Below are 25,540 nucleotides of genomic sequence, written 5' to 3'. Positions count from 1 at the left end.
CGAGGCCCGTCAGCTTACTCCGCGAAGGGCTCCAGCATCACCGATGCGGCGCGCAACCAAGCCTGCCGGGTGTCCGGTTGCAGGTCCGCGTACTCGATCGAGGAACCGACCTCGAGCGCCGGGTCGTAGGGCACCACGGCGACCGCGCGGGTCCGGGTCGCGAAGTGCTTCTTGAAGTCCTCCAGCAGCGGCAGCGCGCCCGGCGACGGACAGGAGATCAACGTCACGGCGTTGGCCACCATGTCGCCCATCCCGCTCTCCTCGAGCACGTCCAGCATCCAGTCGGCGGTGAACGCGGCGTCCTCGCGGGGCACCGTGGTGATCACCAGCTGGTCGGCGCTGCGCATGACCGTCCGCCAGTTCACGCTCTCCACGTTGTTGCCGGTGTCCACGCAGATCACGTCGTGGGTGCGGCGCAGCAGGTCCATCACCCGGCGCACGGTCGCCTGGTCCAGCCGTTGGGCGAACCGCGGGTTCTCCTCGCCGGCGAGCACGTCGTACGACCCGTCGGAGGCGTGCCGCAGGTAGGCGTCCAGCTCCTGCAGCAGCGCGTCGCCGTGCAGGCTCTCGATCCGCATCAGGTCGGCCAGCAGGTGCTTGATCGTCCGGGCGTGCCGGGCGCTGCCGGCCCGCAGGCCGAGCGTGCCGCGCAGCTCGTTGTCGTCCCAGGCGAGCACGCCGCGGCCGCGGACGCTGCCGATGGTGGCAGCGGCCAGCACGGTCGCCGTGGTCTTGTGGACGCCGCCCTTGGGGTTGGCGAACGCCAACACCCGGGGCTGGCCGAGCTTGCGCCGCATCACGGCGACGGCGCGCTCCATGCCCTCGTCGGTGCGGGTCTGCCGCCACTCGATCCGGGCGCCGGCCGCCGGGGACGAGGGAGCCGCCACCGGCGACGAGACCGGCTGCGGGGCGACCGGTGCGACCGGGGCCGGCGGCGCGACGGGCGCCGGCGGGGCGTACGCCTGCGGATAGGCCGGCGGTTGCGGGTAGCCGTTGGGCTGCGGCACCGGCGGCGGGTAGGTCGGCGCCGGCGGGTAGGCGCCCCGGGCCGGCGTCTGCGGCGGTGGTGGCGGCGGGGGCTGCGGGGCGCGGGGCGCGGGCTCGAAGAAGCTGTTCTGTTCCGGGCGGGCCTGCCAGCGCGGGTCCAGCGGGTTGATCGGGCGCTGCGGCATCGGGCGCTGCGGCTCCGGCCCGCCACCGGGGTGCCGGGGGTCGCGGTGCTCCAGCGGACTGACCGGCCGGGCCGACCCGCGCGTCGGCGGCGCCTGCTGGCCCCACTGCTGCGGAACGGCTGGCTGCTCGGGTCTCGGCTCCTCCTCGGGCTCCTCGGCGCGGTGACCGTGCCGGGCCCGGTCCAGCAGTGCCCGCCAGCGCGGGGCTGGTTCCGCAGGCCGGCCCCAGCCGGTCTCGGTCCCGTCCACGGCTCGTCCTTTCTGCGCCTACCCGACGTCGTGCTCCGGCGAGGGGTTCTCGCCAAGACAGGCTACGGACGAGAACCCTATTCGGGCCACCGGCCGAGTGCCCATCCCCCTGTCGTTCTTGATCACATAGCGGCACGCCGGTCGTGCACGTGCATCCACCCGGACGTTTCTTCGGACGGAAAAACCAACGCCCGGGTTCAGCGCCGCCGGACCCCGGAAGACCCGACGGAAGCGGCGTGAGCTGCGCTCGGCTCCGCCTCCGAGGGTACGGCAACCGGCTGCGTCGCCGGCCCGGCGGCAACCGGCGACGCCTGCCCACCGCGAGCGGGTGAGGCGGAAGTCACAGTGACACCGATCGACGACGGTAACCGGGACGGCACGGTGGTGGCAACGCCCGGCACCGCGGTTGGCACAGGGGTCACGGACGGCTCCGCTGACACCGTGCCGCTTTCCTCCGGCAGCGGCGGCCGGAACTCCGTGCGGTCCAGGCTGCGCACCTCGGGGGCCGGGTCGACCACCCGGACCCCGGGCCGGGACGCGAGGCCGTCCAGAGCCGCGGGAGCGGCGCGGATCACGGCCGCGAAGACACAGGCACATCCCGCCCGGTACGCGGCGGCCTCCTGCGCGGCGATCCCGGCGGCGTTGGCGTACGTCCGGCGCAGCCGCTGCTCGCGCTGCCCGTCGCCGGTCAGCGAGCGTTCCAGCCGCAGATAGTCGGCCTGCTCCCGATCCCGGCGCAGGGCCGCGTCGAGCATCCCGGCGGTCACGTCGCCCGGCATCGTGTAGACCGGGATCAGCGACACCTGCGTGCGCGTGTCGGGCAGCGGCACCCGGGCGTACACCTGCGCCACCGCCACGTCCGCCAGCAGCGCCGGCAGCCGCCCGGGCGCCGTGTAGTCACGCAGGCTGACCAGCGCCCAGGTGTCGCCCGCGGCCGGAGCGGACGGGTCGGCCAGCATGTCCAGCTCGCGCCGCGACGCCTTCAGATATCCGCCCACCGTCTGGCCCTCGACCACCCCGACCCGGACCACGTCGGCGGGGTCCTCGCCGGACGGGCCGCCCGGACGGCCGGCCCAGGCGACGGCGACCACCAGCGTGGCGGTAGCGGCCAGCGCCACGCCGGTCATCAGCTGCAACCGGAGCGAGCCGCCCCCGAACCTGAGGAGGACCGCCCGCAGTCGATGCGCGGGTCCCACGGTGTCTCCCGGAGTCAGCGGATCAGCCGGCGTCCTGCAGGACGTCCAGCGCGAATTTCAGGTCGTCAGGGTAGTCGCTGACGAACCGGACCTCATTGTGCGTCCGGGGATGCAGGAAGGCCAGTTCCCGGGCGTGCAGCCACTGCCGGTCCAGCTTCAGCCGGGTCGCCAGGGTGGGATCCGCACCGTAGGTGAGGTCGCCGACGCAGGGATGTCGCAGCGCCGAGAAGTGCACCCGGATCTGGTGGGTGCGCCCGGTCTCCAGCCGCACGTCGACCAGGCTGGCGGCGCGGAACGCCTCCAGCGTGTCGTAGTGCGTGACGCTCGGCTTGCCGCCGGACATCACAGCGAACTTGTAGTCGGCCGTCGGATGCCTGTCGATCGGCGCGTCGATCGTGCCGCGCAGCGGGTCCAGGTGGCCCTGCACCACCGCGTGGTAGCGCTTCTCCACCTCGCGCTCCTTGAACGCCCGCTTCAGAAAGCTGTACGCCATCTCCGACTTGGCCACCACCATCAGGCCGGTGGTGCCCACGTCGAGCCGGTGCACGATGCCCTGGCGTTCGGCGGCGCCGCTGGTGGCCACGTTCTGCCCCATCGCGGCCAGCCCGCTCACCACGGTCGGCCCGGTCCAGCCGGGGCTCGGATGGGCGGCCACACCGACCGGCTTGTCCACCACCACGATGTCGTCGTCGCTGTAGATCACGGACATCCCGTGCACCGGCTCGGCCACCAGGACCGGCGCGGTCGCCGGCGCCGGCAGGGTCACCTCGAGCCAGGAGCCCGCGGCCACCTTGTCCGATTTCGGCCGGGGAATGCCATCGACCAGCGCGTCACCGGCCTCGACCAGGGTGGCCGCGGCCGTCCGGGACAGCCCGAAGAGCCGGGAGACGGCCTGGTCCAGCCGCATCCCGTCGAGCCCGTCGGGCACCGGCAGGGAACGGACGTCGCTCATGCCGCCCCCTCCGTCTCGCTGGTCCTGGCCTTGCTCCGCAGGCGGCTGCCGTCCCGCTGCCGCCCGGTCAGCTCCAGCAGGACCGCCAGGCAGACGCCGACGGTCAGGCAACTGTCCGCGATGTTGAAGACAGCGAATTTCTCCCCGTACGGCGCGAAGGCGCTGATCATGTCGACCACGTGACCCTGGAACGGGCCGGGAGCGCGGAACAGCCGGTCGGTCAGGTTGCCGAGCGCCCCGCCGAGCACGAGCCCGAGCGCGACCGCCCACGGCACCGAGCGCAGCTTCGCCGCCATCCAGACGATCCAGCCGATCACCACCAGCGTGATCACCGGAAAGACCCAGGTGTACGCGCTGCCGAAGCTGAACGCCGCCCCACTGTTGCGCAGCAGCGAGAGATAGATCAGGCCACCGAAGATCTTGACCGGCTCGTTCGGGTCGAGATTCTCGGTGGAGAGGTGCTTCACCCACTGGTCGACCGCCAGCGCGACGAGCGCGGTGGCGCCCAGCACCGCGACGGCGCGCGGGGCGAACCGGGAGGCCTTTTCGGCGTTCAGCGTCTTTCCTCCAACTGCTTGCAAGAGACACAGAGAGTCGCGGACGGGAAGGCGGCCAGTCGCTCCACCGGGATCTGGTTGCCGCACCGCTCGCACCAACCGTAGTTGCCCTGCCCGAGCCGGTCGATGGCGCGTTCCACCTGTGTGATCCGCTCGAGCAGGTTGTTGGCCAGTGTGATCTCCTGCTCCCGCTCGAACGTCTTGGTGCCGGTGTCGGCCTGGTCGTCCCCGGCCGAGTCGGCGAGCCGCTCGCGCGAGAGCTCGGTGATCGCCCTGAGCGCCTGATCGTACTCGGCTTGCAGCTCCGTCAGCCGCGCCGCCAGAGCCTCCCGGATCTCCGCGGTCTCCGACGCGGTGCGGGTCCGCCCGGCGGCGGCCGTTCCGCTCGAACCGGCCCGGATGTCAGTTGCCTTGACCATCGTCGCTCCCTCGGCCGCGCCCGGCGCGGCGATCAGCGGTCCTGAATCCGGACCCCGGCCCTGCGGCCCGGCCGTCCGGTTTCCCTGTTGTCCCCCGTGCCCATCCGGGCGGTCCAGCCGCGCCGCGCGTCCCCGGGATCCGCCTGGGCCGTCTTCTCTTGTGCCCCGCTGCCCGGCGCGTTCGCGGTCGCCGTCGTAGATCTTGCCCCACCTGCACAAATGGCGCGGCGGGAAAGCACCGCGCACTCCGGAGGTTCGCAAGGATACGGAAGGTGAGATGCCCCGACAAACCTGTCGAGCCGCCATCCCCGACAAACCGGCACGAACGATCCGACTACCATCGGATACCCGACGATACACCGGGAGTCACTCGCACATCACCGCTTGTCACTCCCAGCGACCACCGGTTCCGGCCCGGCCTCGGCCTTTCATGCGTTCAGCAAGCGATCCAGCCGGGTCTCGATCTCACTGGCCGGCGCGGCGACGGTGAAGACCTTGTCACGGCTGGTGGCGCCGACCCGGAGGGTCACGTCGGCAGCCCGCACCCCGAGCGCGCCGGCGAGCGCGCGCCGGACCGCCTCGGTCGCCCTGCCGTCCACCGCGGGGGCGCCCACCGCGACGATCAGCGCCGCCCCGTGCGGCCCGGCATACGTCCCGCCGACCCGGGTACGCCCGGCGCCCGGCCGCACCCGCACCGCCACGGAGACTCCGGAGGGCACCTCCCGCTTGGCCATGCCGCCATTCTGCCGCCGGGCCGGCGCCACCAGAGACCAGGCGCCGCACCACCGGCCCGGCATCCATGATCAGGCCGGCGCCACCAGGCACCCACCGTCAGGCCGGCGCCACCGGCCACCGCGTCAGGCCAACGACTACGGCACCGATCGCGACCCGGGGAAAGGCCACCCCGACCCGAGTGGGACGGCCTTCCCCACGGGACTCACGCCGCAGCGTGGGGCGTGGCCGCGCCAGCACAACGCGAGCGGCGGCGATGCGGAGGTTCAGCGGCGGGCGTTGGCGCCGAGCAGCCTGTCGACCGGGCGGCACAACCCGCACGGGCTGAAGCCCAGCTCGACCGCCTCGGCCGCGGGCAGCGGCTCGGTCAGCCGGCCGACCAGGTGCGGGCAGTCCGCCATGTGGTACCGCGGCCGCCCGTCCACCACCAGCACCTCGGTGTCCAACCGGGCCACCTGCACGGCGTCGGTGGGCCGGACCGACTGCGGCAGCGGCTCGTCGTCCGGATCGTCCGCGTCCGGCTCGCCGAACCCGTCCCCGAGCGAGGCGTCCGGCTCCGTCCCCGGGAAACCCGGGCCCCGCCCCTCGCCACCCGATGACGAAGCCCCGGCGAACGATGCCCCGGCGGCCGAAGCCGCGGCGGTCGACGACCCGGAAGTGGAAGACCCAGCGGCGGGGAACCCGGCAGCCGAGGAGCCGGAAGTCGAGGAGCCAGCCGGCGCCTCGCCGGAGGAGGACCCACCGGCCGCGGCCCCGGCAGAGGAAGGCGCACCGGAGGCCCACGGCCCAGCCGCCCGCTGCCCCGGGCTCTCGGCGAGGTCGTCACGCCCGGCCGCGTGGTCCGCGGGCGCTGCGGATCCGGCCGGACGGGCCGCGGGATCAGCGGAGCCGGCCGGGTGAGCCACCGGATCAGCCGGACCGGCGGGGTGAGCCGAGGAGCCGGCGGAGCCAGCCCGCTCCTCCACCGGACGCCGCCACAGCTGATCATCCGGATCGTCGTCCCGAGCCGCCCCGGCGCCCGGCGTCACGACGGTTTCGTCCGGCAGATGTGTTCCCGCGGCAGGCGCACCACCGGGCGCCCGCCCGAGATCCTCGGCCCTTCCTTGATCCGGAACGGGCCGTTCCTCGTATACCTGATCGGCGGCGGGAGAACCGTTCGGGTCGGTCCGTCCCGCCGTGGCGGAGGACCGGGAATCGGCTGCGGACGCGTTGCCGGCCGGGGCAGAATCGTGTGCGGCGGACGGCGCTCCGGTGGTGCGGCGCGGCGGCGGTTCGCCGACGGAGTCCCGGTCGAAAGCGTTCCGGTCGTCGAAGGAGTCCCGGTCGTCGAACGAACCGGGGTCGCCGAAGGAGTCCCGGCGGTCGAAGCGATCCGGGCCGGCGAGGGGATCCGGGTCGCCGAGCGGGTCCCGCTGATCCGCGGCGTCCCGGCGGCGGGCCGCGGAGTTCTGCCGGACACCGATGACGAGGGCGACCGCGGCCAGCAGATTGGCCACGATCGAAGCTATGAGCAGGCTGCTGGACCCGCGGATCAGTCCGATCGCGAGGCACACCACCCCGACGAGGATGAGCGGGAGACTAGCAGGAATCATGGCTCATCCTCGTCGAGGTGCGGGGCTGTGGTCAGCGACCCGATTCGATGGCGTTGGAGCGGCCGCCGTACGACCCGGCCAGGCCGGCCGCGGCGAGACCGCCGGAACCACCGACCGAGCGGCTGGCGTCGGCCCGGGCCATCTCGGCCTCCAGTCCCTGGCCACGGCCGTCGAGGTCGCGCAGCTGGCTCTCGAGGTAGGCCTTCAGCCGCGTGCGGTACTCCCGCTCGAACTGCTTGAGCTCCTCGATGTGCTTCTGCAGCGCGGTCCGCTTGGCGTCCAGGCCGCCCATGGCCTCCTGGTGCCGCTGACGCGCGTCGCGCTCGAGGGCGTCGGCCTTGGCCCGCGCCTCGCGGGTGACCTCCTCCGCCTTGGAGCGGGCCTCGGAGAGCAGCTTGTCGGCCTCGCGGCGGGCGTCGGACACGTGGTCGTCGGCGGTGCGCTGGGCCATCATCAGCACCCGGAGAGCCTGCTGCTCACCGTCGGCGCCGGCCGGGCCGGCGCCGGGGCCGGGGCCTTGGGCCCGCACCTGCTCCAGCTCCGCCTGCATCTGCCGGGCGGCCTGCTCGGCCGCCGACTTGTCCCGCTGGACGCGGTCCAGCTGGGACTTCAGGTCGTTGAGCTCGGCCGCGAGGCGGGGGTCGGCACCCGGGCCGGCTGGCGCGCCACCCCGACCGCCGCGCTCCACCTGGGCACGCAGCTCGTTGTTCTCCTCGATCAGACGGGCGAGCTCGCGCTCGACCTCGTCCAGGAAGGCGTCGACCTCCTCCTCGTCATACCCCCGCTTGCCGATCGGGGGCTTCTTGAAGGCGACGTTATGCACGTCGGCCGGGGTCAGCGGCATCGAAACTCCTCGGGTCAGTCGCGGCCGCGGTTGGGGCTGCTGTCTATCTGTAGGTCTAGATGAGGCGAACTAGCACTAACTCCATGAGCACGAACAGGATAACCAGCAGCACGATGGAAGCCAGGTCCAAACTCACGTTACCAATGCGCAGCGGTGGGATCACACGCCTCAACGCCTTGAGGGGCGGATCCGTGACGCTCCACACCAATTCGAGTGCGGCGGATGCGCCCCGGCCCGGTTGCCAGCGGCGTCCGTACTGGAGCACCGCCCCCATGACGAACCTGCTCAGCAGTACCAGGAAGAAGAGGTACACCAACAGATAGAGAATTTGGAACACGATCGATACCACGTCCGGCGGATCCCTCGTTCGGGTCAACTCTGGGTGAAGAAGCCGCCCTCAGCGATCTTGGCCTTGTCCTCCGCGGTGACCTGGACATTTGCCGGTGAGAGCAGGAAAACCCGGTTGGTCACGCGCTCGATCGTACCCCGCAGGCCGAACGCCAGCCCGGCGGCGAAGTCCACCAGACGGCGGGCGTCGGACTCATCCATCTCGGTGAGATTGATGATCACCGGGACACCGTCGCGGAAGTGCTCGCCGATGGTCCGCGCCTCGCGGTACGTGGTGGGGTGCAGCGTGGTGATCTGGTAACGCTGCTCCTCCTCGATCGGCCGGTGCTGCACCTGCGGCTGGTGGACCGGCGGCTGCGGGGCCAGCGCCAGGTTCTCCCGGGTGGAGTAGGTCATCGCCGAGGACTGCTCGGGGGCCGGCGAGGGGCGGGTGATGGACCGGACACTGGCCCGCTCGATCCGGTCGTCCTCGTCCCGGTCCAGGTCGGCGCGCACCGAGGAGACGCGCTCGCTGAGCCGGCTGGAACGCTCGGACCGGTCGCGGTCGGGGCGTGCCCGCGGCACCGGGCGCTCCTCCTCGACCTCGTCGTCGTCGAAACCGTCGGAGTACCGGTCGCCGGTGGAGTAGCGGTCGCGGTCCCGGTCGCGGTCCCGGGACGACCGGTAGGAGCGGTCCGAGTAGCCACGCTCCTCGTAGTCGCGCTCGTCCTCCTCCTCGGCCAGCCCCAGCCAGACGGCCGCCTTACGGAAAGTACTCATGCCCCCACCTCCGTCCGCTCCTGCGGCCCGCGCCCCCTCATGGCGTGCCGCGTCCCCCCTGGCGAGCCGGACACCCGGTCCGAAGAGGACCCGTGACCCGCTGCGTCGCTGCGTCGTCGGACGCAACGGCCGCCGGTGGTGGCGCGTCGCGCAAAACAACACCTGTGTAGTTTGCTGCCCGCCGCAAGGCTATCGCAGCGAGTTTCGCATCCCGAGTAAAGATGTTCCGATTCGTACGTGTGTCGCCCCGTGCCGGACGGCCGCCTCCAGATCGCCGCTCATCCCCGCCGACAGCATCGTGGCGCCGGGGTGATCCACGACCAGCCGACCAGCCAATGCGGACAGTCGGGCGAAGGCGGTGTCCGGGTCCTCGCCGAGCGGAGCCACGGCCATCAGACCACGCAACCGCAGACCGTCCGAAGAGGCTACGGCGTCGGATACCCGCCAGAGATCATCTCCAACCGCGCCCCCGCGGCTGGGATCGCCGTCCAGGCTCACCTGGATCAGCACGTCGAGCGGTTCGTCACGGATCGACAGGGCGGCCCGGTCCAGTGCCGCGGCGAGGCGGAGCGAGTCCACGGACTCGACCACATCGGCGTACGCGGCAACCGATTTCGCCTTGTTCCGCTGCAGTTGACCGATGAAGTGCCAGCGCAGGCGCACGCCCGCGGCCCGCACCAGGGCGGCCTTGCCGGACGCGTCCTGGTCCCGGTTCTCCCCGACGTCGGTCACTCCGAGACCGGCGAGCAACAGCACGTCGCTCGCCGGATAGGTCTTCGTCACAGCGGTCAGCGTGACCGAGCCCACCGGCCGGTCCGCCGCCGCACACGCGCGGGCGATGCGCTCGCGCACCTGCTGCAGATTGGCGGCGAGCTCGGCCCGCCGCCCCTCGTCGTCTGCCATGAAGGAGGATCAGGAACCGTTCTTCAGGAAATCCGGCACATCGACGTCGTCGAAGAGCACGTGCTTGCGCGGCGTCGGCGTGGCCGGCGGCGGCGGGACCTGGTGCGGGGTGAGCGACGCCGGCGTGACCGGCGAGGCCGGGGACGTCGTGCTCGGGACCGGGGCCGGCGGGGCGACCTTGCGCACCGGCTCGGCCGGCTTGTAGGACGGCGAACCGCCGTCGAACCCGGCCGCGATCACGGTGACCCGCACCTCGTCGCCGAGCGCGTCGTCGATGACCGCGCCGAAAATGATGTTCGCGTCCGGGTGGGCCGCGTCGGTGACCAGCTGGGCCGCGTCGTTGATCTCGAACAGGCCGAGGTCGGAGCCACCGGCGATGGAGAGCAGCACGCCGCGCGCGCCGTCCATGCTCTGCTCCAGCAGCGGGCTGGAGATGGCCCGCTCGGCGGCCTCGACCGCGCGGTTGTCGCCACGCGCGCTGCCGATACCCATGAGCGCGCTGCCGGCGTTGCTCATCACGCTCTTGACGTCGGCGAAGTCGAGGTTGATCAGACCCGGCGTGGTGATCAGGTCGGTGATGCCCTGCACACCGGAGAGCAGCACCTGGTCGGCCTGGCGGAACGCGTCCATCATGCTGATCCCGCGGTCGCCGAGCGCCAGCAGCCGGTCGTTCGGGATCACGATCAGCGTGTCGCACTGGTTGCGCAGCTCTTCGATGCCGGCCTCGGCCTGGACCTGGCGCCGCTTGCCCTCGAAGGAGAAGGGCCGGGTCACCACGCCGATGGTGAGCGCGCCGAGCTTGCGGGCGATGTTGGCCACCACCGGGGCGCCGCCGGTGCCGGTCCCGCCGCCCTCACCGCAGGTCACGAAGACCATGTCGGCGCCCTTGAGGACCTCCTCGATCTCGTCGCGGTGATCCTCGGCGGCGTTCTTGCCGACGTCGGGCTGCGCGCCGGCCCCGAGGCCACGGGTCAGTTCCCGGCCGACGTCCAGCTTGACGTCGGCGTCGCTCATCAGCAGGGCCTGGGCATCCGTGTTGATCGCGATGAACTCGACGCCCTTGAGCCCAACCTCGATCATGCGGTTCACGGCGTTCACGCCGCCGCCGCCGATGCCTACGACCTTGATGACCGCAAGGTAGTTGTGCGGAGGTGTCATCGGGCTCAGCCTTCCCTTCCGGGGTTGGCGGATGTCGAGGGCCCCTGCGGTTCCGGTGGGAAACGCACTTCGACATCCGCTGCCGTACAAGGGAGGGCGAGGAAACCCTCACCCTCTACTAGAGGTTTAGAGTTATGTCAACCACTCGAACCTCTGGACGCAACGTATGCGGACATCGCGCCGGGACCAAAGAACCCGGGCGGCGTGTCGCGTGCGCTTAGGTGGCGAGTATGCGACTCACCCGTAACCTCGACGGTAATATTCCGTTCGTACGTTTTTGTCAGGTTTAGCTAACCCGACTACCGTATGGTCACGATTTTCGGGGCGCTCACGTCGATCTCGGCGCTCTTGCGCCCGAGCAGCGACGTGGCCACCTTGCTCTTCAGGTCGCTCTCGGTGTCGTCGCCCCAGATCACCACCCGCCCGCCACGCAGCTCCAGACGGATCGCCACCGGGGAGGCGACCGAGATCGCCACCAGCTGCTCCCGCAGGTCGTCGCTGAGCGCGGCCAGAACCTTCAGCGCCGAGCCGGTGTTCGCGTCGGCCGGGCCGGGCTTCTCCAGCCGGGCCAGCGGCAGGCCGGCCGGCGCGGCGGCGGCCACCTCGAACGGCACGCCCTCGTCGTCGATCAGGGTGAACTGGTCCCGGATCGGCACCGCGGCCACCGCGACGCGCTCGACCACCTCGATCCGCAGGGTGGACGGCCAGCTCCGGGTGACTGTCACCTTGTCGACCGGCGCCAGGCCGCGCACCCGGGCCGCCACCTCACCCAGGTCGACCCGGGCCAGCGGGCGCGCGTCCGGCACCGCGGCCGCCGCACGCACCTGGCCCGGATCCAGCGACTGGGCGCCGGCCACCTCGACCGTCTTCACGCCCAGCACCGAGGTGCCGTAGACCACCCAGGTCACCCCGCCGGCCAGCAGCAGCACGCCGGCCCCGGCCAGCCAGGGCAGGGCGGCGCGCAGCCGGCGCTGCCGGGCGCGGGCCATGAACCGGCGCGCGGACGGCGGCACCGCGTCGGTGTCCGCCCGCACCAGGCGCCAGTTGCGTGTGCCCCCGCCGGCCACGGATCAGCCCGCGAGGCCCGGTCGGAGGTCCGCCTCGGCGAGGGCGGCCAGCAGCTCGTCACCCATCAGCGAGATCGGCGGCGCGCCCATGGTCACCACCACGTCGCCGGGACGGCTGCGGCGGACCACCTCGGCCGGCACGTCCTCCCAGTCCGGGACGAAGACCTTGTGCTCGGCCGGCAGGTCGACCGCGGCGGTCAGGGCGAGCCCGCCCTCGCCCGGCCCGCGGGTCTCCCCCGGGCCGAACACCTCCATGATGATCGCCTCGTCGGCCAGCGCCAGCCCCTCGGCCAGCTCGGACTGCAGGTCGCGGGTGCGGTACACCCGGTACGGCTGGAAGACCACCAGCAACCGCCCGTCACCGGCCACCTCGCGCAGCGTGCGCAGCGCGGCCAGCACCGAGGTCGGGTGGTACGCGTACTCGTCGTAGACGCGGACGCCGGCCGCGATGCCCTTGCGCTCGAAGCGGCGGCGGACTCCGGGGAACGACTCCAGCGCCTCGACGATCTTGTCCAGCGACAGGCCCAGCTTGAGCGCGGTGAGCACTGTCGCGGCGCTGTTCAGGCCCATGTGCTTGCCGGGCAGCGCGAGCTTGAGCTCACCGAGCGGCTCGCCGTGCAGCGTGGCCTGGTAACGCACCCCGCTCACGGTCGACACCACGTCGGTGATCCGCAGGTCGGCGTCCTCGGCCTCGCCGTACGTGTAGACGGTCCGGCCCTTGGCCCGCAGCCCGGCGATCAGCTCACCGGTGCCCGGCCCGTCCGCGCAGGTCACCACGAAGCCGTCGGCCAGCTCGCCGAACTGAAGGAAGCCCGCCTTGAGGGTCTCCAGATCACCCCAGTTGTTGAGGTGGTCGCCCTCGATGTTCGTGATGATCGCCACGTGCGGGCGGTAGATCAGGAACGAGCGGTCGTGCTCGTCCGCCTCGGCCACGAAGTGCGGCCCGCTGCCGTGGTGACCGTTGGAGCCGGCCGCGGAGAGCTCGCCACCGATCACGAAGGACGGGTCCTGCCCGGCGTGCTGCAGGATCACCGTCATGATCGAGGTGGTGGTGGTCTTGCCGTGGGTGCCGGCCACCGCGATGGTCTGCCGGCCGGTCATCGCCGCGGCGAGCGCCTCGGACCGGTGCAGCACCCGCAGCCCGCGCCGACGCGCCTCGACCATCTCCACGTGATCCTCGGGGATCGCTGTGGAGTAGACCACCGTGTCCACCCCATCGAGGTTGGCGGCCTCGTGGGCCATGTGCACCGTCCCGCCGAGTGCGCGCAGCGCCGCCAGGGCCGGCCACTCGCGCAGCTCGCTGCCGGAGACCGGAACACCCCGCGTGAGCAGGAGCCGGGCCAGGCCGGCCATGCCGACCCCGCCGATCCCGATCAGATGCACGCTGCCCAGATCCTCGGCGGTCATCTCACCGGCCGGCGTCAACTCCGCCGTGTTCACCACAGAACTCCCTCAAGCTCGATCACCGTACGGCGGACCATCACCGGCCCACCGCCTCCAGAACGAAGCGCAGCAGCTGCTCGTCACCGTCGCGCCGCCCGTACCCCGCCGCGGCCTGTCCCATCGCGGCCAGCCGCTGCCGGTCGCGGGCCAGCGGAATGATGTTCCGCTCGATCCACTCCGGAGTCAGCTCGCTGTTGTCCACCAGCATGCCGCCGCCCGCCTCGACCACCGGGATCGCGTTGCGCCGCTGCTCCTGGTTGCTGAACGGGTACGGCACGTAGACGGCCGGCATGCCGAGCGCTGTCGTCTCGGCCACCGTGATCGCCCCGCCGCGGCACAGCATCAGGTCCGCGGCAGCGTATCCGAGCTGCATGTCGGAGAGGTAGGGCACGACGACATACGGCACGGGCAGGTCGTTCGGCACGTCGAACGGGTCGTTGCGCCCGCCCTGAACGTGCAGCACCTGAATGCCGGCATGCGCCAGCCGCTTGGCCGCCGCGGCCACCGCCAGGTTGATCGTCCGCGCGCCGGACGAGCCGCCGGAGACGAACAGCACCGGCAGGTCCGGGCGCAGCCCGAAGTGGTAGAGCGCCTGCGGGCGCAGCGTCGGCCGGTCCAGGTGCGTGATCCCGGTCCGTAGCGGGACGCCGACCAGGCGCGCGTTGCGCAGCGACTCGGCCTGCTCCAGCTGGTGCGGGAAGCCCACGGCGATCCGCCGGGTGAACTTCATGCCCATCCGGTTGGCCACCCCGGGCGGCACGTTCACCTCGTGGATCACGATCGGCAGCTCGCGCCGCCAGGCGGCCAGGTAGGCCGGGACCGAGACGTAGCCGCCGAAGCCGACCACGACCTCGGCCTGCACCTCGTCGATGATCTCGCCGGCCGCGGCGGCGGACCGGTACATCCGGTCCGGGGTGCGCAGCAGGTCCAGATTGAGCGAGCGGGGCAGCTGGAACGCCGGGATCACCCGCAGGTCGTAGCCGGCCGCCGGGATGAGCTGGTTCTCCATGCCCTTGGGGCTGCCCAGGGTGGTGATCCGGACCTGCGGGAAGTGGCGGCGCAACACGTCGGCGAAAGCCAGCAGCGGATAGATGTGTCCACCGGTGCCTCCTCCGGCGAGCACCACCGACCGCAGCGGAACCATCACCGTCTCCCTTCCCAGCCCAACTACGAGCGTCCCCCGGTGCCGGCGGGCGTCCGGCCGCCCGGACCCGGTTTCTGGGCAGGCGGACGCGTTTGTCCCGACCGCCGCGGCGCGGGGAGCGGCGGCAGCGGGGCCCACACTAGTCGTACCCACCGAGGGGTCGGACGGGCGTTCAGGGCCCGCGCGGCATCCGGTTCCGCCCGCGCGAAGGAGGCCAGCATGCCGATCGCCGCCATGGCCACGATGAGGGCACTGCCACCTGCGGAGATGAACGGTAGCGGAAGACCGGTGATGGGCAGCAGGCCGACCACCCCGCCCATGTTGATCACGGCCTGGGCGACCAGCCAGGTGGTGATGGCGGCGGCCGCGAGCCCGCGGAACGGGTCCGCCGAGCGGCGGGCGATCCGGAACCCGGTGAAGGCGAGCACCGAGAAGAGCGCCAGCACCACGGCGCAACCGACCACGCCGAGCTCCTCGGCGACGATGGCGTAGATGAAGTCGTTCTCGGCCTCCGGCACCCAGCCCCACTTCAGCGCGCCCTTACCCAGGCCCACGCCGAACCAGCCGCCCTCGAAGATCGCCGAGCGACCCTGGATCAGCTGATAGCAGGCGTCGCTCAGGTCGCACTTGTCGAGCGGGGTGAGGAAGGCGGTGAGCCGCTGCACTCGGTAGTTCGTCGCGGCCTCGGCCGAACCGGAGCCGGCGCCCCGGGACGCCGCGGCGATCAGCAGGCCGATGCCGGTCAGGCCGAGCACGCCCAGCGCGGTGAAGACCCGCATCCGGACGCCGGCGGCCCAGAGCAGGCCGACGGTCAGCGCCAGGAGCACCAGCATGGTGCCGACGTCGTTGTAGCCGACCAGGACGAAGAGCAGGCCGATCACCGGGAACAACGGCATCGCCAGCTCCCGCCAGTGGCCCAGGGCCGGGCCCTTGCGGGCGATCACGTCGGCGCCCCACAGCACCAGGCCCAGCTTGGCGATCTCGGAGGGCTGGATGCTGACGCCACCGGTGGCCAGCGAGAGCAGGCTGACCGAGATCGGGCCGACCTGTTCGCTCTCCTGCGCCCCGATGTCCTTGACCAGGACGACCAGGTTCTGGAAGGCGAGCAGCACGACCGCCACGCCCAGCACGTACTTGCCCAGGGCGCGCAGGCTGATCGCGGGCAGCCGCTGGCAGATCCAGAAGGCGATCAGGCCCAGCAGCGCGTACACCGCCTGGCTGGAGATCGCGGAGAAGGCGTTGCCGTTCGCCGCGTACGCCTTCACGCTGGTCGCCGAGAAGACCATGGTCAGCCCGATCAGCAGGAGCAGGCCGGCGCTGGCGATCAGCAGGTAGTACGACGAGAGGGGGCGGGCCAGCAGCCCGTGCACGGCGGGCAGGAACTGCCGGCTCAGTGACGGGCGGGCCTGTTCGGTACGGTCGTCCGCCATCCCCCCATCATCGTCGTGCCGTCACACCAGGACGTACACCGTCGATGGCGTGTCGCCGGAGGGTTTGTCGCGTGCGCCACGCGGGCGTGGCGCACGCGGGAGCACCTAGGGCAGGAGGAAGGGCGACGGGACGAGACAGACGACCGTCCCCTGACCGTCCGCGGTCAGGGTCTGGTTGAACCTCAACGTCCAGTTGCTGGGAGCCGGGCCGGGCCCCTGTCCGACCACATAGGCCCCGCCGGTCACGTCCGCCGGTGCCAGGCTGTAGCCCGCGCCGATGGGCGTGGCCCACGGGGCACAGGTGAGTGAGTATTCGGCGCTTCCGGCGGTCATGGTGCCGGCGCCCCACAGCACGCTCGCCGTCGGCCCAGGCGAGCCGTTGGCTCCGGGGGCACCGGACGGCCCCGGGGAGCCGGCCGGGCCGACGGCGCCCGGCAGGCCCTGCGGACCTGGCGAGCCGGCCGGGCCGGGCGACCCCTGCGGACCTGGCGAACCGGCCGGGCCCTTCGCTCCGGTGGCGCCCTTCGGCCCCGGGTCGCCCTTCGGCCCGGCCTGGTTCAGGGAGAACAGGGTCTCCCCGGAGCGGCACTTCGACGCGCCGCCGACCAGCCAGCGGACCGCGCCGGTCTTCTTGTTGACGCACACCTTGTAGGCGGCCGGCGCCGCGGGCGCCGCGACGCCGGCGCGCGCGGGTTCGGACCGGCCGGCGCCGAGGGCCAGCGAGGCGCTGGTCAGGACCAGCCCCAGGGCGCCGATCGAGGTGTACAGGACACGTGTCCTCATGACGATTCCATCCTCTGCGGATTCCGAGTCTTGGGCCCGTGGTCGCCGTCGTCGGGGCAGGACAGCCACGTCGACGCGGCGTGATCGGGTCGTCACCAGCCTAGGGAGGGAGCCTTCGTGTTCAGGGGGATATCGAGGCATTGCCCAGAGCCGAAAAGGGGGTCGCGGCCGGTCGGCCGCAACCCCCTTCCCCGGTACTGCGCGGTCAGCCCATGACCGCCAGATGGTCGGAGTAGAACAGGCCCAGGCCGATCGCCGCGCAGATGCCCGCGATGATCCAGAACCGGACCACGATGTTGACCTCGCTCCAGCCGGCCAGTTCGAAGTGGTGGTGCAGCGGCGACATCCGGAAGACCCGCTTGCCGGTGGTCCGGAACGAGATGACCTGGATCACCAGGGACATCGTGATGATGACGAACAGGCCGCCGATGATCACCGAGAGCAGCGTGGTCCGGGTGGCCACCGCCAGGCCGCCGATCAGGCCGCCCAGGCCGAGCGCGCCGGCGTCGCCCATGAAGATCCGGGCCGGGCTGGTGTTCCACCACAGGAAGCCGACCAGGGCGGCGGCCGCGGCCGCCGCGATCAGCGCGATCTCCAAGGGGTCCCGGACCTGGTAGCAGTGCGCCTCGGTGAGCTGGTTGGTGAGCCGGTAGTCGTCGTCACCGCACCAGTGCCGGTACTGCCAGAAGCCGATCAGCGAGTACGCCCCGAGGACCAGGATGGACGCACCGGTGGCCAGGCCGTCCAGGCCGTCGGTGAGGTTCACGCCGTTCGACATCGCCATGATCACGAAGACGAACACCATCACCGCGCCGACCTTGCCGACGTCCAGCCAGCTCACGTCCCGGATGAACGAGATGTGCTCGCTGGCCACGGTCTGGCCGTTGGTGCTCGGCACGTAGAGCGCGGCGATACCGAAGGCGGTGCCCACGATCAGCTGGCCGAGCAGCTTGCCCTTGGCGCTGAGACCGTCCGAGTTGCGCTTGCGGACCTTCAGGAAGTCGTCCAGGAAGCCGACCGCGCCGCAGAACACCAGCAGACCGAGCAGGACCAGCGCGGTCATGGTCGGCCGTTCCTGGGCGATCTGCCGGTCCGGGAGCGTGGTCAGGGCCAGGTGCCCGGCGACATACGCGAAGACCGTGGCGAGGATGAACGCCACGCCGCCCATCGTCGGGGTGCCCCGCTTGCCCAGGTGGGTCTGCGGGCCGATGGTCCGGATCGGCTGCCCGGCCTTGAGCGCCGAGAAGACCCTGATGGCGATGGGGGTGCCGAAGAGCGAGATGAGAAAGGCGACCGCGGCCGCGACGATGACTGCCCTCACGTGGGCTGAACCTCCTCGGAACGCCGCAGCCAGTCGGCGACGTCCCATGTGCGGTACCGGGAACCCTTGACCAGCACGACGTCGTCGGCGCGCAGGTCCTGTTGCAGAATCTCGATCGCGGCGGCCTGGTCGGCCGCGAAGTGGGCGGCGCCCCGCCAGCCGTCCACCTGCGCCGATCCGGAGAGGATCGGCCGGGCGTTCTCGTCCACCGCGATCAACCGGTCCACGCCCAGCTCGGCGGCCAGCCGGCCGACCTCGGCGTGCCCGGGCACCTCGTGCTCCCCCAGCTCGGCCATGTAACCGAGCACGGCGGTGGTCCGCTTGCCGGCGCCCATCGCGGCGAGCGCGTGCAGCGCCGCCGCGGTGGAGGACGGATTGGCGTTGTACGAGTCGTCGATGACGGTCACGCCGTCCGCACGCGCGAACACGTCCATCCGCCGCCCGGAGACGATCCCCACCTCCCCGAGCGCGGTGACCAGCTCCTCGAACGCCATGCCCGCGGTCAGGGCGACCGCGGCGGCGCTCAGCGAGTTGGCCACCTGATGCCGCCCGGCCACCCCTAGCCGGACGTTCCCCTGGTCGGACCCATGGGTGAGCACGTACGAGGCCCGCCCCGCCGCGTCCAGCACGATCCCGGACGCCCGCAGGTCCGCCCCCTCGGCCTCACCCACCAGCAGCACCCGCGCCGTGGTCCGCGAGGCCATCGCGGACACCAGCGCGTCGTCCGCGTTGAGCACCGCGACGCCGCTCTCCGGCAGCGCCTCGACCAGTTCGCCCTTGGCCAGCGCGGTGCCCTCGACCGACCCGAACTCGCCGAGGTGCGCCGCCCCCACGTTCAGGACCACGCCGATCGACGGCCGCGCGATGCCTGTCAGGTACCGGATGTGGCCCACCCCGCGGGCGCCCATCTCCAGCACCAGGAACCGGGTCTTCTCGTCGGCCTGCAGCACCGTGTACGGAAAACCCAGCTCGTTGTTGAGCGACCCGGCCGGCGCCACGGTCGGCCCCAGCCGGGACAGCAGCTGCCCGAGGTAGTCCTTGGTGGTGGTCTTGCCGGACGAGCCGGTCAGCCCCACCACGGTCAGCTCCGGCAGCCGGCCCAGCACCTCGTGCGCCAGCTTGGCCAGCGCCGCCAGCTGGTCCTCGACCACCACGCCGGGCACACCGGCGTCGCGGGTGCCGAGCACCCCGGCCGCGCCGCCGGCGACCACCGCGGCCGCGTAGTCGTGCCCGTCCGCCTTCTCGCCGGCGAACGCCACGAACAGCCCGCCCGGGCCGACCTTGCGGGAGTCGTACTCGACCCCGCCGGTGACGGTCGGCGAGCCGTCGCTGTTGACCAGCCGGCCCCCGGTGATCCCGGCGATCTCGCCGAGCGTCAGGGCGATCATGCGCGGCCCCCCAGCGCTGCGGCCAGCTCGATCCGGTCGTCGAACGGCAGCACCTGGCCGTTCACCTCCTGACCCTGTTCGTTCCCCTTGCCCAGGACGGCGATCACGTCGCCCGCGCCGGCCAGGCGCACCGCCTCGTCGATCGCCGCGCGGCGACCGGCCACCTCGACGACCTTGGCGCCGCCGGCCGCCTCCTCGGCGCCCCGGCGCACCCCCTCCCGTACGAAAGCGGGGTCCTCGGTCCTGGGGTTGTCATCCGTGATGATCACCAGGTCGGCGCCCTGCGCCGCGGCCTCGCCCATCAGCGGCCGCTTGCCCTTGTCCCGGTCGCCGCCGGCGCCGAGCACGCAGATCAGCCGGCCGCCGCGGGCGGTCGCCAGCTCGCGCAGCGCGGCCAGGGCGGCCACGATCGCGTTCGGCTTGTGCGCGTAGTCGACCACGCCGAGCACGTCGCCCTCGGCCGGCACCTGCTCCAGCCGTCCGGGCACGCCACGGCACTGAAGGATCCCGCGGCCGGCCACCTCGGGGTCGATCCCGACCGCGACCAGCAGCGCGAGCGCGAGCAGCGCGTTCGCCACGTTGTGCAGGCCGGGCAGCGCGACGCCGGTCGCCACTGTCGCGCCGCCGGGGCCGTGCGCGGTGAACAGCTGGCCGAACGCGGACGGGCGGATGTCCGAGGCCCACCAGGTGGCGGCGGAGTCGCCGGAAGCCGAATAGGTGAGCATCCCGGGGCGCAGGAGCGACATGACCGCCGGATCGTCGTGGTTGAGCACGCCGATCTCGCTGCGCCCGTCGAACAGCCGCGCCTTCGCCGCGAAGTACTCCTCCGACGTCGGGTGGAAGTCCAGGTGGTCCTGGCCGAAGTTGGTGTAGCCGGAGGCGGCGAAGCGGATCCCGTCCGCCCGGCCCATCACCAGGGCGTGGCTGGAGACCTCCATGACCACAGCGGTCACCCCGCGCTCCACCCCGGAGGCCAGGATCGCCTGCAGGTCGGGGGCCTCGGGCGTGGTGCGCACGCTCTTGACCACGAGGTCGCCGAGCCTGGTCTCCACCGTGCCGACCAGGCCGGTCACCCGGCCGGCCGCCCGCAGGCCGGCCTCCACCAGGTACGACGTCGAGGTCTTCCCGGCTGTCCCGGTGATGCCGATCATGGTGAGCCGCCGGGACGGCTCGCCGTAGATCGCCGCGGCGGCCGCGCCGAGCACCGCTCTCGGATCGCCGGCGACCAGCGCCGGCAATCCGGCGGCGCGGGCGGCCGCCAGCCCCGCCGGATCGGTCAGCACCGCCACCGCGCCGGAGCGGGCGGCATCGGCGATGAACTCGGCGCCGTGCCGCTTCGAGCCGGGCAGCGCCGCGTATAGGTCTCCTGGGCGCACTGCGCCACTACTGTGCGTGACCCCGGTGACATCGATGTCACCACCGTGCGGCGTTGCCGGAAGCAGCTCAGCGAGCCGCGTCAACGGCAACGGCACAACAGTCTCGGGTCGGGGAATGCCGGACACGGCGTCAGACCCTACCCGGTAGGCCACACGTTCTCGTCAACGCCATGCGCCCCGGCTTCATCCATGGATCTTGAAAGTCGGCGGTTTGGTGGTGGACGGTGGCACAAAGTAATGAAGCAGGGTGAACGACATCATCTTCGCGAAGGCCGGCGCGGCCACCTCGCCACCGGTGCCCCTGGCCACGTCCATGGCCACCGCGATCACGTACCGCGGGTTGTCGGCCGGTGCCATGCCCACGAACGAGCTGGCGTTGTGGCTGGTGTACTGCCCGTCCACGACCATCGCGCCGGTGCCGGTCTTGCCGGCCACCCGGTAACTCGGGACCTGCGCCTTGGTGCCGGTGCCCTCGTTGTCCTCGACCACCGCCTCCATCAGCGTACGCAGCTGCCCGGCGACCTTGGCGTCCAGCACCCGGTGGGTCCGCGGGGCGGGGGCCGGGGTCTCCTTGCCGTCGGTCCCGGAGATCGTCGACTTGATCAGATGCGGCTGGACGTAGACGCCGTCGTTGGCGATCGCGCCGTAGCCGGCGGCCATCTGCACCAGGGTCGCCGAGACGCTGTGGCCGATCGGGACCGAGCCGTACGCCGACCCGCTCCACTCGTCCGGCTCGAGCAGCAGACCGGGCGCCTCGCCGGGCATGCCCTCGCCGGTCGCCCGGCCCAGCCCGAACTTCTGCTGGTACTCGTAGATCTTGTCCTTGCCCAGTTGGTCGCCGATCCGGATGGTGCCCACGTTCGACGAGTAGGCAAGCACCCCGGCGACGGTCAGCTTGCTGCCCTTGGGTTGCGGGTGGCCGTCCTTGAACGGCGTGCCGCCCTTGTCGATCGCCGGCGCCACCTCGACCGTCGAGTCCGGGGTGATCAGGCCCTCCTGCAGGGCCGCGCCGATCACGAACGCCTTGTGGCTGGAGCCCGGGTCGGTGACCACCGCGGTCGGCACGTCCATCCGGTCCGCCGGCTCCGAGTCCTCCGGCTTCGCCGCGTTGTAGGACGGGTAGCTGGCCTGGGCGATCACCTCGCCGGTCCGGACGTCCAGGATCACCGCGCCGGCCACCGTGGCCTTGTTCCGCTTCGCCTCGGCGTCCAGCACCCGCTGCGCCTCGAACTGCACCCAGCGGTCGATGGTCAGCTTCAGCGAGCTGCCCGGCTTGGCCGCGGTCTCCTGCTCATAGCCACCGGTGATCGGCACGTTCAGGGTGCCCGCGCCGGTCTCGAAGACCCGCTTGCCGTCGGTGCCGTGCAGCAGGTCGTCGTAGCGCGCCTCCAGGCCCACCAGGCCGTGCTGGTCGTCGCCGGTGAAGCCGATCAGGTTCGAGGCCAGGTCCTTGCCGGGCACGTCGCGCCGCTCGTCGATGTGCGTGTAGATGCCGGGCAGGTCGAGGTCCTCGATCTGCCCGGCCACCGAGATGTCCACGCCGCGGGCCAGGTAACGGAACTTCAGCCAGGTGCCCAGCGGCAGCTGCTTGCGCTGCATGTTGGCGGCGAGCCCGGAGGCCGGGATGCCGAGCAGCCGGGACAGCTTCGCGGCGGTGCCCGGGATGTCCTTCTGGAGCTTCTTGTTCTCCGGGTCGGCGTAGACGTACCGTGCCTCGACACTGTTCGCCAGGATCTTGCCGTCGCGGTCCATGATGCTGCCCCGCGGCGCCGGCAGCTCGACCGTGCTGAGCCGCTTCTCGCGCAACTTGACCAGGCTCTGCACCTCGGTCGGCGAGGTGGCCACCTGCAGCACCACCAGCCGGATGCCGATCATGACGAAGAGCGAGAGCGCCAGGACCGTGCCGAGGCGCAGGCGGCGGGTGCTGTTCGCGAGCTTCGGCGGTTCGGCGGGCACCGGCCGCGGCCGCCGGGCCGGCTCCCGGCCGGGGGCGCGGCGGGCGCGATCCGTCCCGGTCCGCCGTGGTCCGGCTTCCGGCCTGCTGGTACGCCGTGCGGTCGCGGTCCGCTGCGGTTCGGCAGCCGATGTGGTGGTACGCCGTACCGTCGCGCCGCGCGGCCGTTCGGCTGGCGATCCGGTGGTACGCCGGGCCGGCGCGCGCGCCGGTTCGGCTTGCGATCCTGGGGCACGGCGGGCCGGCGCGCCGCGCGGCGGCTCGGGTTCCTGCCGAGTGGTGCCGCGTGTGGTCGGGGCCCGGTCGCGGGGGGCCGCGGGGCGGTCGGCCGCACGCCGTGCCCGGGAATCGCGGTCCGTCGCCGCCTTCTCGGACTTATCCGGATTTTTCGTGTTCCGCTGGCTTTTTTCCGGGCGCTCGGTCGGCTGGTCCGTGCGGGCGCCGCGCTGCCGCGCCCGCGGAGCGCCCTCGCCGCCGTCGACGACCTGCAACGCCGGGCGGAACGGATCGGTGGTGCGCCCGGTCCGCGGCGTGCGTCCCCGTTCGGCCACCGTGCGGCCGCGCGGGGTGTACGCCCGCGCCTCCCCGATGCTGGAGAAACCGCGCCGCTCGGGGCGCTCCGGCTCGTCTTGTCCCTCGGCGGGGACGGCACGTGACGAACCGCGCCGGGGCGGAGTGCCCCGGCGCGGTGTCTCGTCGTCGGCTCGCGGCGACACGGCTTACTGCCCCGTTCCCACAGCGTTCTGGTCGGCGCCGTCCTGGCCCGCGGGCGCGGTCGCGTCGCCGGCGGTCAGCGGGTCCTGAGCGGTCACCGAGGTCTGGCCCTTGCCCGGCGTCGGCGTTCGGATGATCTTGCCATCCGGCAGCCGGATCATCGCCGGGTTCTCGGCCGGCACCAGGCCCAGCCGGCGCGCGGCCGCGGCCAGGCTGCCCGGACTGGACACCTCGTTGAGCTGCTGCTGCAGCTCCTGCTGCTGCTCGTCCAGGGTGGCCTGGTTCTCCCGCAGCGCGTCGAGGCGGAACGACTGCTCCATGGTCTTGGTGTTGATCAGCAGGATGCCGACCACCCCGACCAGCACCAGCCCGATCACCCCGGCGGCGAACGTCGGCCGCGGCGCCCGCAACGGCAGCGGCGGCGCCACCCGCAGGCGCGGCAGAACCGGCCCGGACGCCTCCGCGGTGTCCAGCCGCCTCGCCGCGGTGCCCTCGATCTCGATCACCGGCTCGGCGGCCGCGCCGGTCGCGCCCGCGGAACCCGCCACCCGGCCGGCCCCGCGCCCGGTCCCCCGGCCGACGTCGGCACGGCGTCCCTCCTCGCTCCCGATCCCGGACCGGCGCGTGTCGGCGCGCCCGGTGGTCCGGCGCTCCCCCCGGGCACCGGTCCCCCCGGTGCCGGCATCGCGGCTCGCCCCGCGTCCACGCTCACCGGCAGTGGACCGCGGTTGCACCGGACGGCCCCCCGACCGCGGCGCGTCGGTTCGCTCGCTCATGCTTCCCCCTCCCCCTCCTGGTTCGGCCCCGGGCGTCGTCGCCCTCGTCCCCCGCCGTTCGCCGCCATCCGGGGCCGTTCGCGGCCGGCCCGCAGCGGCTGGTTACCCCTGCTTTCCCACTCGTCGATCCGTTCCACCGCGCGCAGCTTCACCGAAGCCGCGCGCGGGTTCTCCGCCACCTCCGCGTCGCTGGGCGGTTCCGACCCCCGGGTCAGCAGCCGCAGCGTCGGACCGGTCCCGGGCAGCTCGACCGGCAGGTCGATCGGCCCGGTGCTGCGCGCCCTCGCGGTGAGCGCGCGCTTGACGATCCTGTCCTCCAAAGATTGATAACTCATCACCACAAGTCGCCCGCCGGGCGACAACGCGTCCAAAGCCGCCGGAATCGCGGACTCGAGCACGTCCAGCTCGCCGTTGACCTCAATGCGTAGCGCCTGGAACGACCTTTTCGCGGGATTTCCACCCGTTCGTCGCGCGGCGGCCGGGATGGCGTCCTTGATGAGCTCCGCCAGCCGCGCGGTGGACACGATGCGCGTCTTCGCCCGCTCCCGCACGATCGACGAGACGATCCGCGGGGCGAACTTCTCCTCGCCGTACTGCCGGAGGATGCGCACCAGCTCACCGGGCTCGTACGAGTTGACGACCTCCTCCGCGGTGATCCCGCGGGACTGGTCCATCCGCATGTCGAGCGGGGCGTCCTGCGCATAGGCGAAACCACGGTCGGCCTCGTCCAGCTGCAGCGACGACACCCCGAGGTCGAACAGCCCGCTGTGGATCGCCGGGACGTCCAGATCGGACAGGACCCGGGGCAGCTCGTGATAGACCGCGTGCACCAGGTGCACCCGGTCGGCGAAGCGGGCCAGCCGGTGCCGCGAGTGGGCGAGCGCCTCGGTGTCCCGGTCCAGCCCGATCAGCATCACTCCCGGGAACCGCTCCAGCACCGCCTCGGCGTGACCGCCCAGGCCCAGCGTGAAGTCGACGTGCACCGCGCCGGGCCGGTCCAGAGCCGGGCCGAGCAGCTCGAGGCAGCGCTCCAGCAGCACCGGGACGTGCGTGCCGCGCGGCTCCCCCATGTCGACCCCCATTGACCCCACCCGCTCGCGTTCCACTCGGTTGTTCCTAGGTGAAGCTGTCTGTTCCGGCCCGGACGCCCCATCCGTACCGCCAGATCCCCATCCGCTCTGTCCCGTGCCGGTGAAGCCCGGCCCCGGACACGCGCCTGGCGCCGGGGAAGAGGCGCCAGGAGCGGGAGCGGCTGGAGATCTC

At 72.3% G+C, this 25,540-nt stretch carries 23 protein-coding genes; all 23 read right to left on the bottom strand.

All coding sequences use genetic code 11. The features are described from left to right. Positions 1 to 14: 14 nt before the first annotated feature. Complete coding sequence (locus Asi03nite_RS16395) at positions 15 to 1,421, bottom strand: MinD/ParA family ATP-binding protein (RefSeq protein ID WP_203680685.1); 1,407 nt, start codon at positions 1,419 to 1,421, stop codon at positions 15 to 17. A gap of 197 nt (positions 1,422 to 1,618) precedes the next feature. Further along, positions 1,619 to 2,617: a hypothetical protein gene (locus Asi03nite_RS16390; protein WP_203680684.1), complete on the bottom strand. Its 999-nt coding sequence runs from the start codon at positions 2,615 to 2,617 to the stop codon at positions 1,619 to 1,621. Between the two features lie 22 nt (positions 2,618 to 2,639). Then, positions 2,640 to 3,569: an RluA family pseudouridine synthase gene (locus Asi03nite_RS16385; protein ID WP_203680682.1), complete on the bottom strand. Its 930-nt coding sequence runs from the start codon at positions 3,567 to 3,569 to the stop codon at positions 2,640 to 2,642. Continuing rightward, positions 3,566 to 4,150: a signal peptidase II gene (gene lspA / locus Asi03nite_RS16380; protein WP_203680680.1), complete on the bottom strand. Its 585-nt coding sequence runs from the start codon at positions 4,148 to 4,150 to the stop codon at positions 3,566 to 3,568. The genes Asi03nite_RS16385 and lspA overlap by 4 nt, the downstream gene beginning before the upstream one ends. Further along, positions 4,123 to 4,851: a TraR/DksA family transcriptional regulator gene (locus Asi03nite_RS39150; RefSeq protein ID WP_507762558.1), complete on the bottom strand. Its 729-nt coding sequence runs from the start codon at positions 4,849 to 4,851 to the stop codon at positions 4,123 to 4,125. The genes lspA and Asi03nite_RS39150 overlap by 28 nt, the downstream gene beginning before the upstream one ends. Before the next feature lie 122 nt (positions 4,852 to 4,973). Then, positions 4,974 to 5,279, bottom strand: a complete 306-nt coding sequence (locus Asi03nite_RS16370; RefSeq protein WP_203680676.1) for a DUF167 domain-containing protein — start codon at positions 5,277 to 5,279, stop codon at positions 4,974 to 4,976. Positions 5,280 to 5,543: 264 nt separating this feature from the next. Further along, entirely contained in the window at positions 5,544 to 6,869 is a 1,326-nt protein-coding gene (locus tag Asi03nite_RS16365) for a hypothetical protein (RefSeq protein WP_203680770.1), read from the bottom strand. Positions 6,870 to 6,900: 31 nt separating this feature from the next. After that, positions 6,901 to 7,713, bottom strand: a complete 813-nt coding sequence (locus tag Asi03nite_RS16360; RefSeq protein WP_203680674.1) for a DivIVA domain-containing protein — start codon at positions 7,711 to 7,713, stop codon at positions 6,901 to 6,903. A gap of 55 nt (positions 7,714 to 7,768) precedes the next feature. Next, the gene (locus tag Asi03nite_RS16355) at positions 7,769 to 8,062 is read right to left on the bottom strand and encodes a YggT family protein (RefSeq protein ID WP_203680672.1); all 294 of its coding nucleotides are present in this window, start codon (positions 8,060 to 8,062) and stop codon (positions 7,769 to 7,771) included. A 23-nt stretch (positions 8,063 to 8,085) separates the two neighbouring features. After that, entirely contained in the window at positions 8,086 to 8,820 is a 735-nt protein-coding gene (locus Asi03nite_RS16350; protein ID WP_203680671.1) for a cell division protein SepF, read from the bottom strand. Between the two features lie 189 nt (positions 8,821 to 9,009). Further along, positions 9,010 to 9,723 (bottom strand): YggS family pyridoxal phosphate-dependent enzyme, encoded by a 714-nt coding sequence (locus Asi03nite_RS16345; RefSeq protein WP_203680670.1) that lies wholly within the window; start codon positions 9,721 to 9,723, stop codon positions 9,010 to 9,012. Between the two features lie 9 nt (positions 9,724 to 9,732). Further along, positions 9,733 to 10,881, bottom strand: coding sequence for a cell division protein FtsZ (gene ftsZ / locus Asi03nite_RS16340; RefSeq protein ID WP_203680669.1), 1,149 nt, complete (start codon positions 10,879 to 10,881; stop codon positions 9,733 to 9,735). Positions 10,882 to 11,180: 299 nt separating this feature from the next. Continuing rightward, a complete protein-coding gene (locus Asi03nite_RS16335) occupies positions 11,181 to 11,948 on the bottom strand; it encodes a cell division protein FtsQ/DivIB (RefSeq protein WP_373872120.1) in 768 nt (255 codons plus the stop codon). A 3-nt stretch (positions 11,949 to 11,951) separates the two neighbouring features. Beyond that, complete coding sequence (murC, locus tag Asi03nite_RS16330) at positions 11,952 to 13,355, bottom strand: UDP-N-acetylmuramate--L-alanine ligase (protein WP_203680763.1); 1,404 nt, start codon at positions 13,353 to 13,355, stop codon at positions 11,952 to 11,954. A 73-nt stretch (positions 13,356 to 13,428) separates the two neighbouring features. Next, positions 13,429 to 14,535, bottom strand: a complete 1,107-nt coding sequence (gene murG, locus Asi03nite_RS16325; protein ID WP_203680668.1) for an undecaprenyldiphospho-muramoylpentapeptide beta-N-acetylglucosaminyltransferase — start codon at positions 14,533 to 14,535, stop codon at positions 13,429 to 13,431. A 23-nt stretch (positions 14,536 to 14,558) separates the two neighbouring features. After that, complete coding sequence (locus Asi03nite_RS16320) at positions 14,559 to 15,965, bottom strand: FtsW/RodA/SpoVE family cell cycle protein (RefSeq protein WP_203680667.1); 1,407 nt, start codon at positions 15,963 to 15,965, stop codon at positions 14,559 to 14,561. Between the two features lie 105 nt (positions 15,966 to 16,070). Further along, positions 16,071 to 16,748, bottom strand: a complete 678-nt coding sequence (locus Asi03nite_RS38530) for a collagen-like protein (protein ID WP_203680666.1) — start codon at positions 16,746 to 16,748, stop codon at positions 16,071 to 16,073. A gap of 205 nt (positions 16,749 to 16,953) precedes the next feature. After that, positions 16,954 to 18,069, bottom strand: coding sequence for a phospho-N-acetylmuramoyl-pentapeptide-transferase (gene mraY, locus Asi03nite_RS16310; protein ID WP_203680664.1), 1,116 nt, complete (start codon positions 18,067 to 18,069; stop codon positions 16,954 to 16,956). Then, entirely contained in the window at positions 18,066 to 19,457 is a 1,392-nt protein-coding gene (locus Asi03nite_RS16305; RefSeq protein WP_203680662.1) for a UDP-N-acetylmuramoyl-tripeptide--D-alanyl-D-alanine ligase, read from the bottom strand. Before Asi03nite_RS16305 ends, mraY begins: the two co-directional genes overlap by 4 nt. Further along, on the bottom strand, positions 19,454 to 20,959 hold the full coding sequence (locus Asi03nite_RS16300; RefSeq protein WP_203680660.1) for a UDP-N-acetylmuramoyl-L-alanyl-D-glutamate--2,6-diaminopimelate ligase: 1,506 nt from the start codon (positions 20,957 to 20,959) through the stop codon (positions 19,454 to 19,456). The genes Asi03nite_RS16305 and Asi03nite_RS16300 overlap by 4 nt, the downstream gene beginning before the upstream one ends. A gap of 57 nt (positions 20,960 to 21,016) precedes the next feature. Then, positions 21,017 to 23,503, bottom strand: coding sequence for a peptidoglycan D,D-transpeptidase FtsI family protein (locus Asi03nite_RS16295; protein ID WP_203680658.1), 2,487 nt, complete (start codon positions 23,501 to 23,503; stop codon positions 21,017 to 21,019). A 3-nt stretch (positions 23,504 to 23,506) separates the two neighbouring features. After that, positions 23,507 to 24,049 (bottom strand): cell division protein FtsL, encoded by a 543-nt coding sequence (gene ftsL / locus Asi03nite_RS16290; protein ID WP_203680656.1) that lies wholly within the window; start codon positions 24,047 to 24,049, stop codon positions 23,507 to 23,509. 224 nt (positions 24,050 to 24,273) lie between these two features. Beyond that, positions 24,274 to 25,359, bottom strand: coding sequence for a 16S rRNA (cytosine(1402)-N(4))-methyltransferase RsmH (rsmH, locus tag Asi03nite_RS16285; RefSeq protein WP_203680654.1), 1,086 nt, complete (start codon positions 25,357 to 25,359; stop codon positions 24,274 to 24,276). Positions 25,360 to 25,540: the final 181 nt, after the last annotated feature.

Source organism: Actinoplanes siamensis (assembly GCF_016862395.1).
Taxonomy (GTDB): domain Bacteria; phylum Actinomycetota; class Actinomycetes; order Mycobacteriales; family Micromonosporaceae; genus Actinoplanes; species Actinoplanes siamensis.
Note: the sequence above shows the minus strand (reverse complement) of the source record. Positions and strands in the feature narration are given on the sequence as shown.

Bases quoted from the DNA above. Each gene is read 5' to 3' on its own strand.
- Asi03nite_RS16385 (WP_203680682.1), bottom strand. From the start codon at position 3,569: ATGAGCGACGTCCGTTCCCTGCCGGTGCCCGACGGGCTCGACGGGATG.
- Asi03nite_RS39150 (WP_507762558.1), bottom strand. From the start codon at position 4,851: ATGGCGGCTCGACAGGTTTGTCGGGGCATCTCACCTTCCGTATCCTTG.
- Asi03nite_RS16370 (WP_203680676.1), bottom strand. From the start codon at position 5,279: ATGGCCAAGCGGGAGGTGCCCTCCGGAGTCTCCGTGGCGGTGCGGGTG.
- Asi03nite_RS16365 (WP_203680770.1), bottom strand. From the start codon at position 6,869: ATGATTCCTGCTAGTCTCCCGCTCATCCTCGTCGGGGTGGTGTGCCTC.
- Asi03nite_RS16360 (WP_203680674.1), bottom strand. From the start codon at position 7,713: ATGCCGCTGACCCCGGCCGACGTGCATAACGTCGCCTTCAAGAAGCCC.
- Asi03nite_RS16350 (WP_203680671.1), bottom strand. From the start codon at position 8,820: ATGAGTACTTTCCGTAAGGCGGCCGTCTGGCTGGGGCTGGCCGAGGAG.
- Asi03nite_RS16345 (WP_203680670.1), bottom strand. From the start codon at position 9,723: ATGGCAGACGACGAGGGGCGGCGGGCCGAGCTCGCCGCCAATCTGCAG.
- ftsZ (WP_203680669.1), bottom strand. From the start codon at position 10,881: ATGACACCTCCGCACAACTACCTTGCGGTCATCAAGGTCGTAGGCATC.
- murC (WP_203680763.1), bottom strand. From the start codon at position 13,355: ATGACCGCCGAGGATCTGGGCAGCGTGCATCTGATCGGGATCGGCGGG.
- murG (WP_203680668.1), bottom strand. From the start codon at position 14,535: ATGGTTCCGCTGCGGTCGGTGGTGCTCGCCGGAGGAGGCACCGGTGGA.
- Asi03nite_RS16320 (WP_203680667.1), bottom strand. From the start codon at position 15,965: ATGGCGGACGACCGTACCGAACAGGCCCGCCCGTCACTGAGCCGGCAG.
- Asi03nite_RS38530 (WP_203680666.1), bottom strand. From the start codon at position 16,748: ATGAGGACACGTGTCCTGTACACCTCGATCGGCGCCCTGGGGCTGGTC.
- Asi03nite_RS16305 (WP_203680662.1), bottom strand. From the start codon at position 19,457: ATGATCGCCCTGACGCTCGGCGAGATCGCCGGGATCACCGGGGGCCGG.
- rsmH (WP_203680654.1), bottom strand. From the start codon at position 25,359: ATGGGGGTCGACATGGGGGAGCCGCGCGGCACGCACGTCCCGGTGCTG.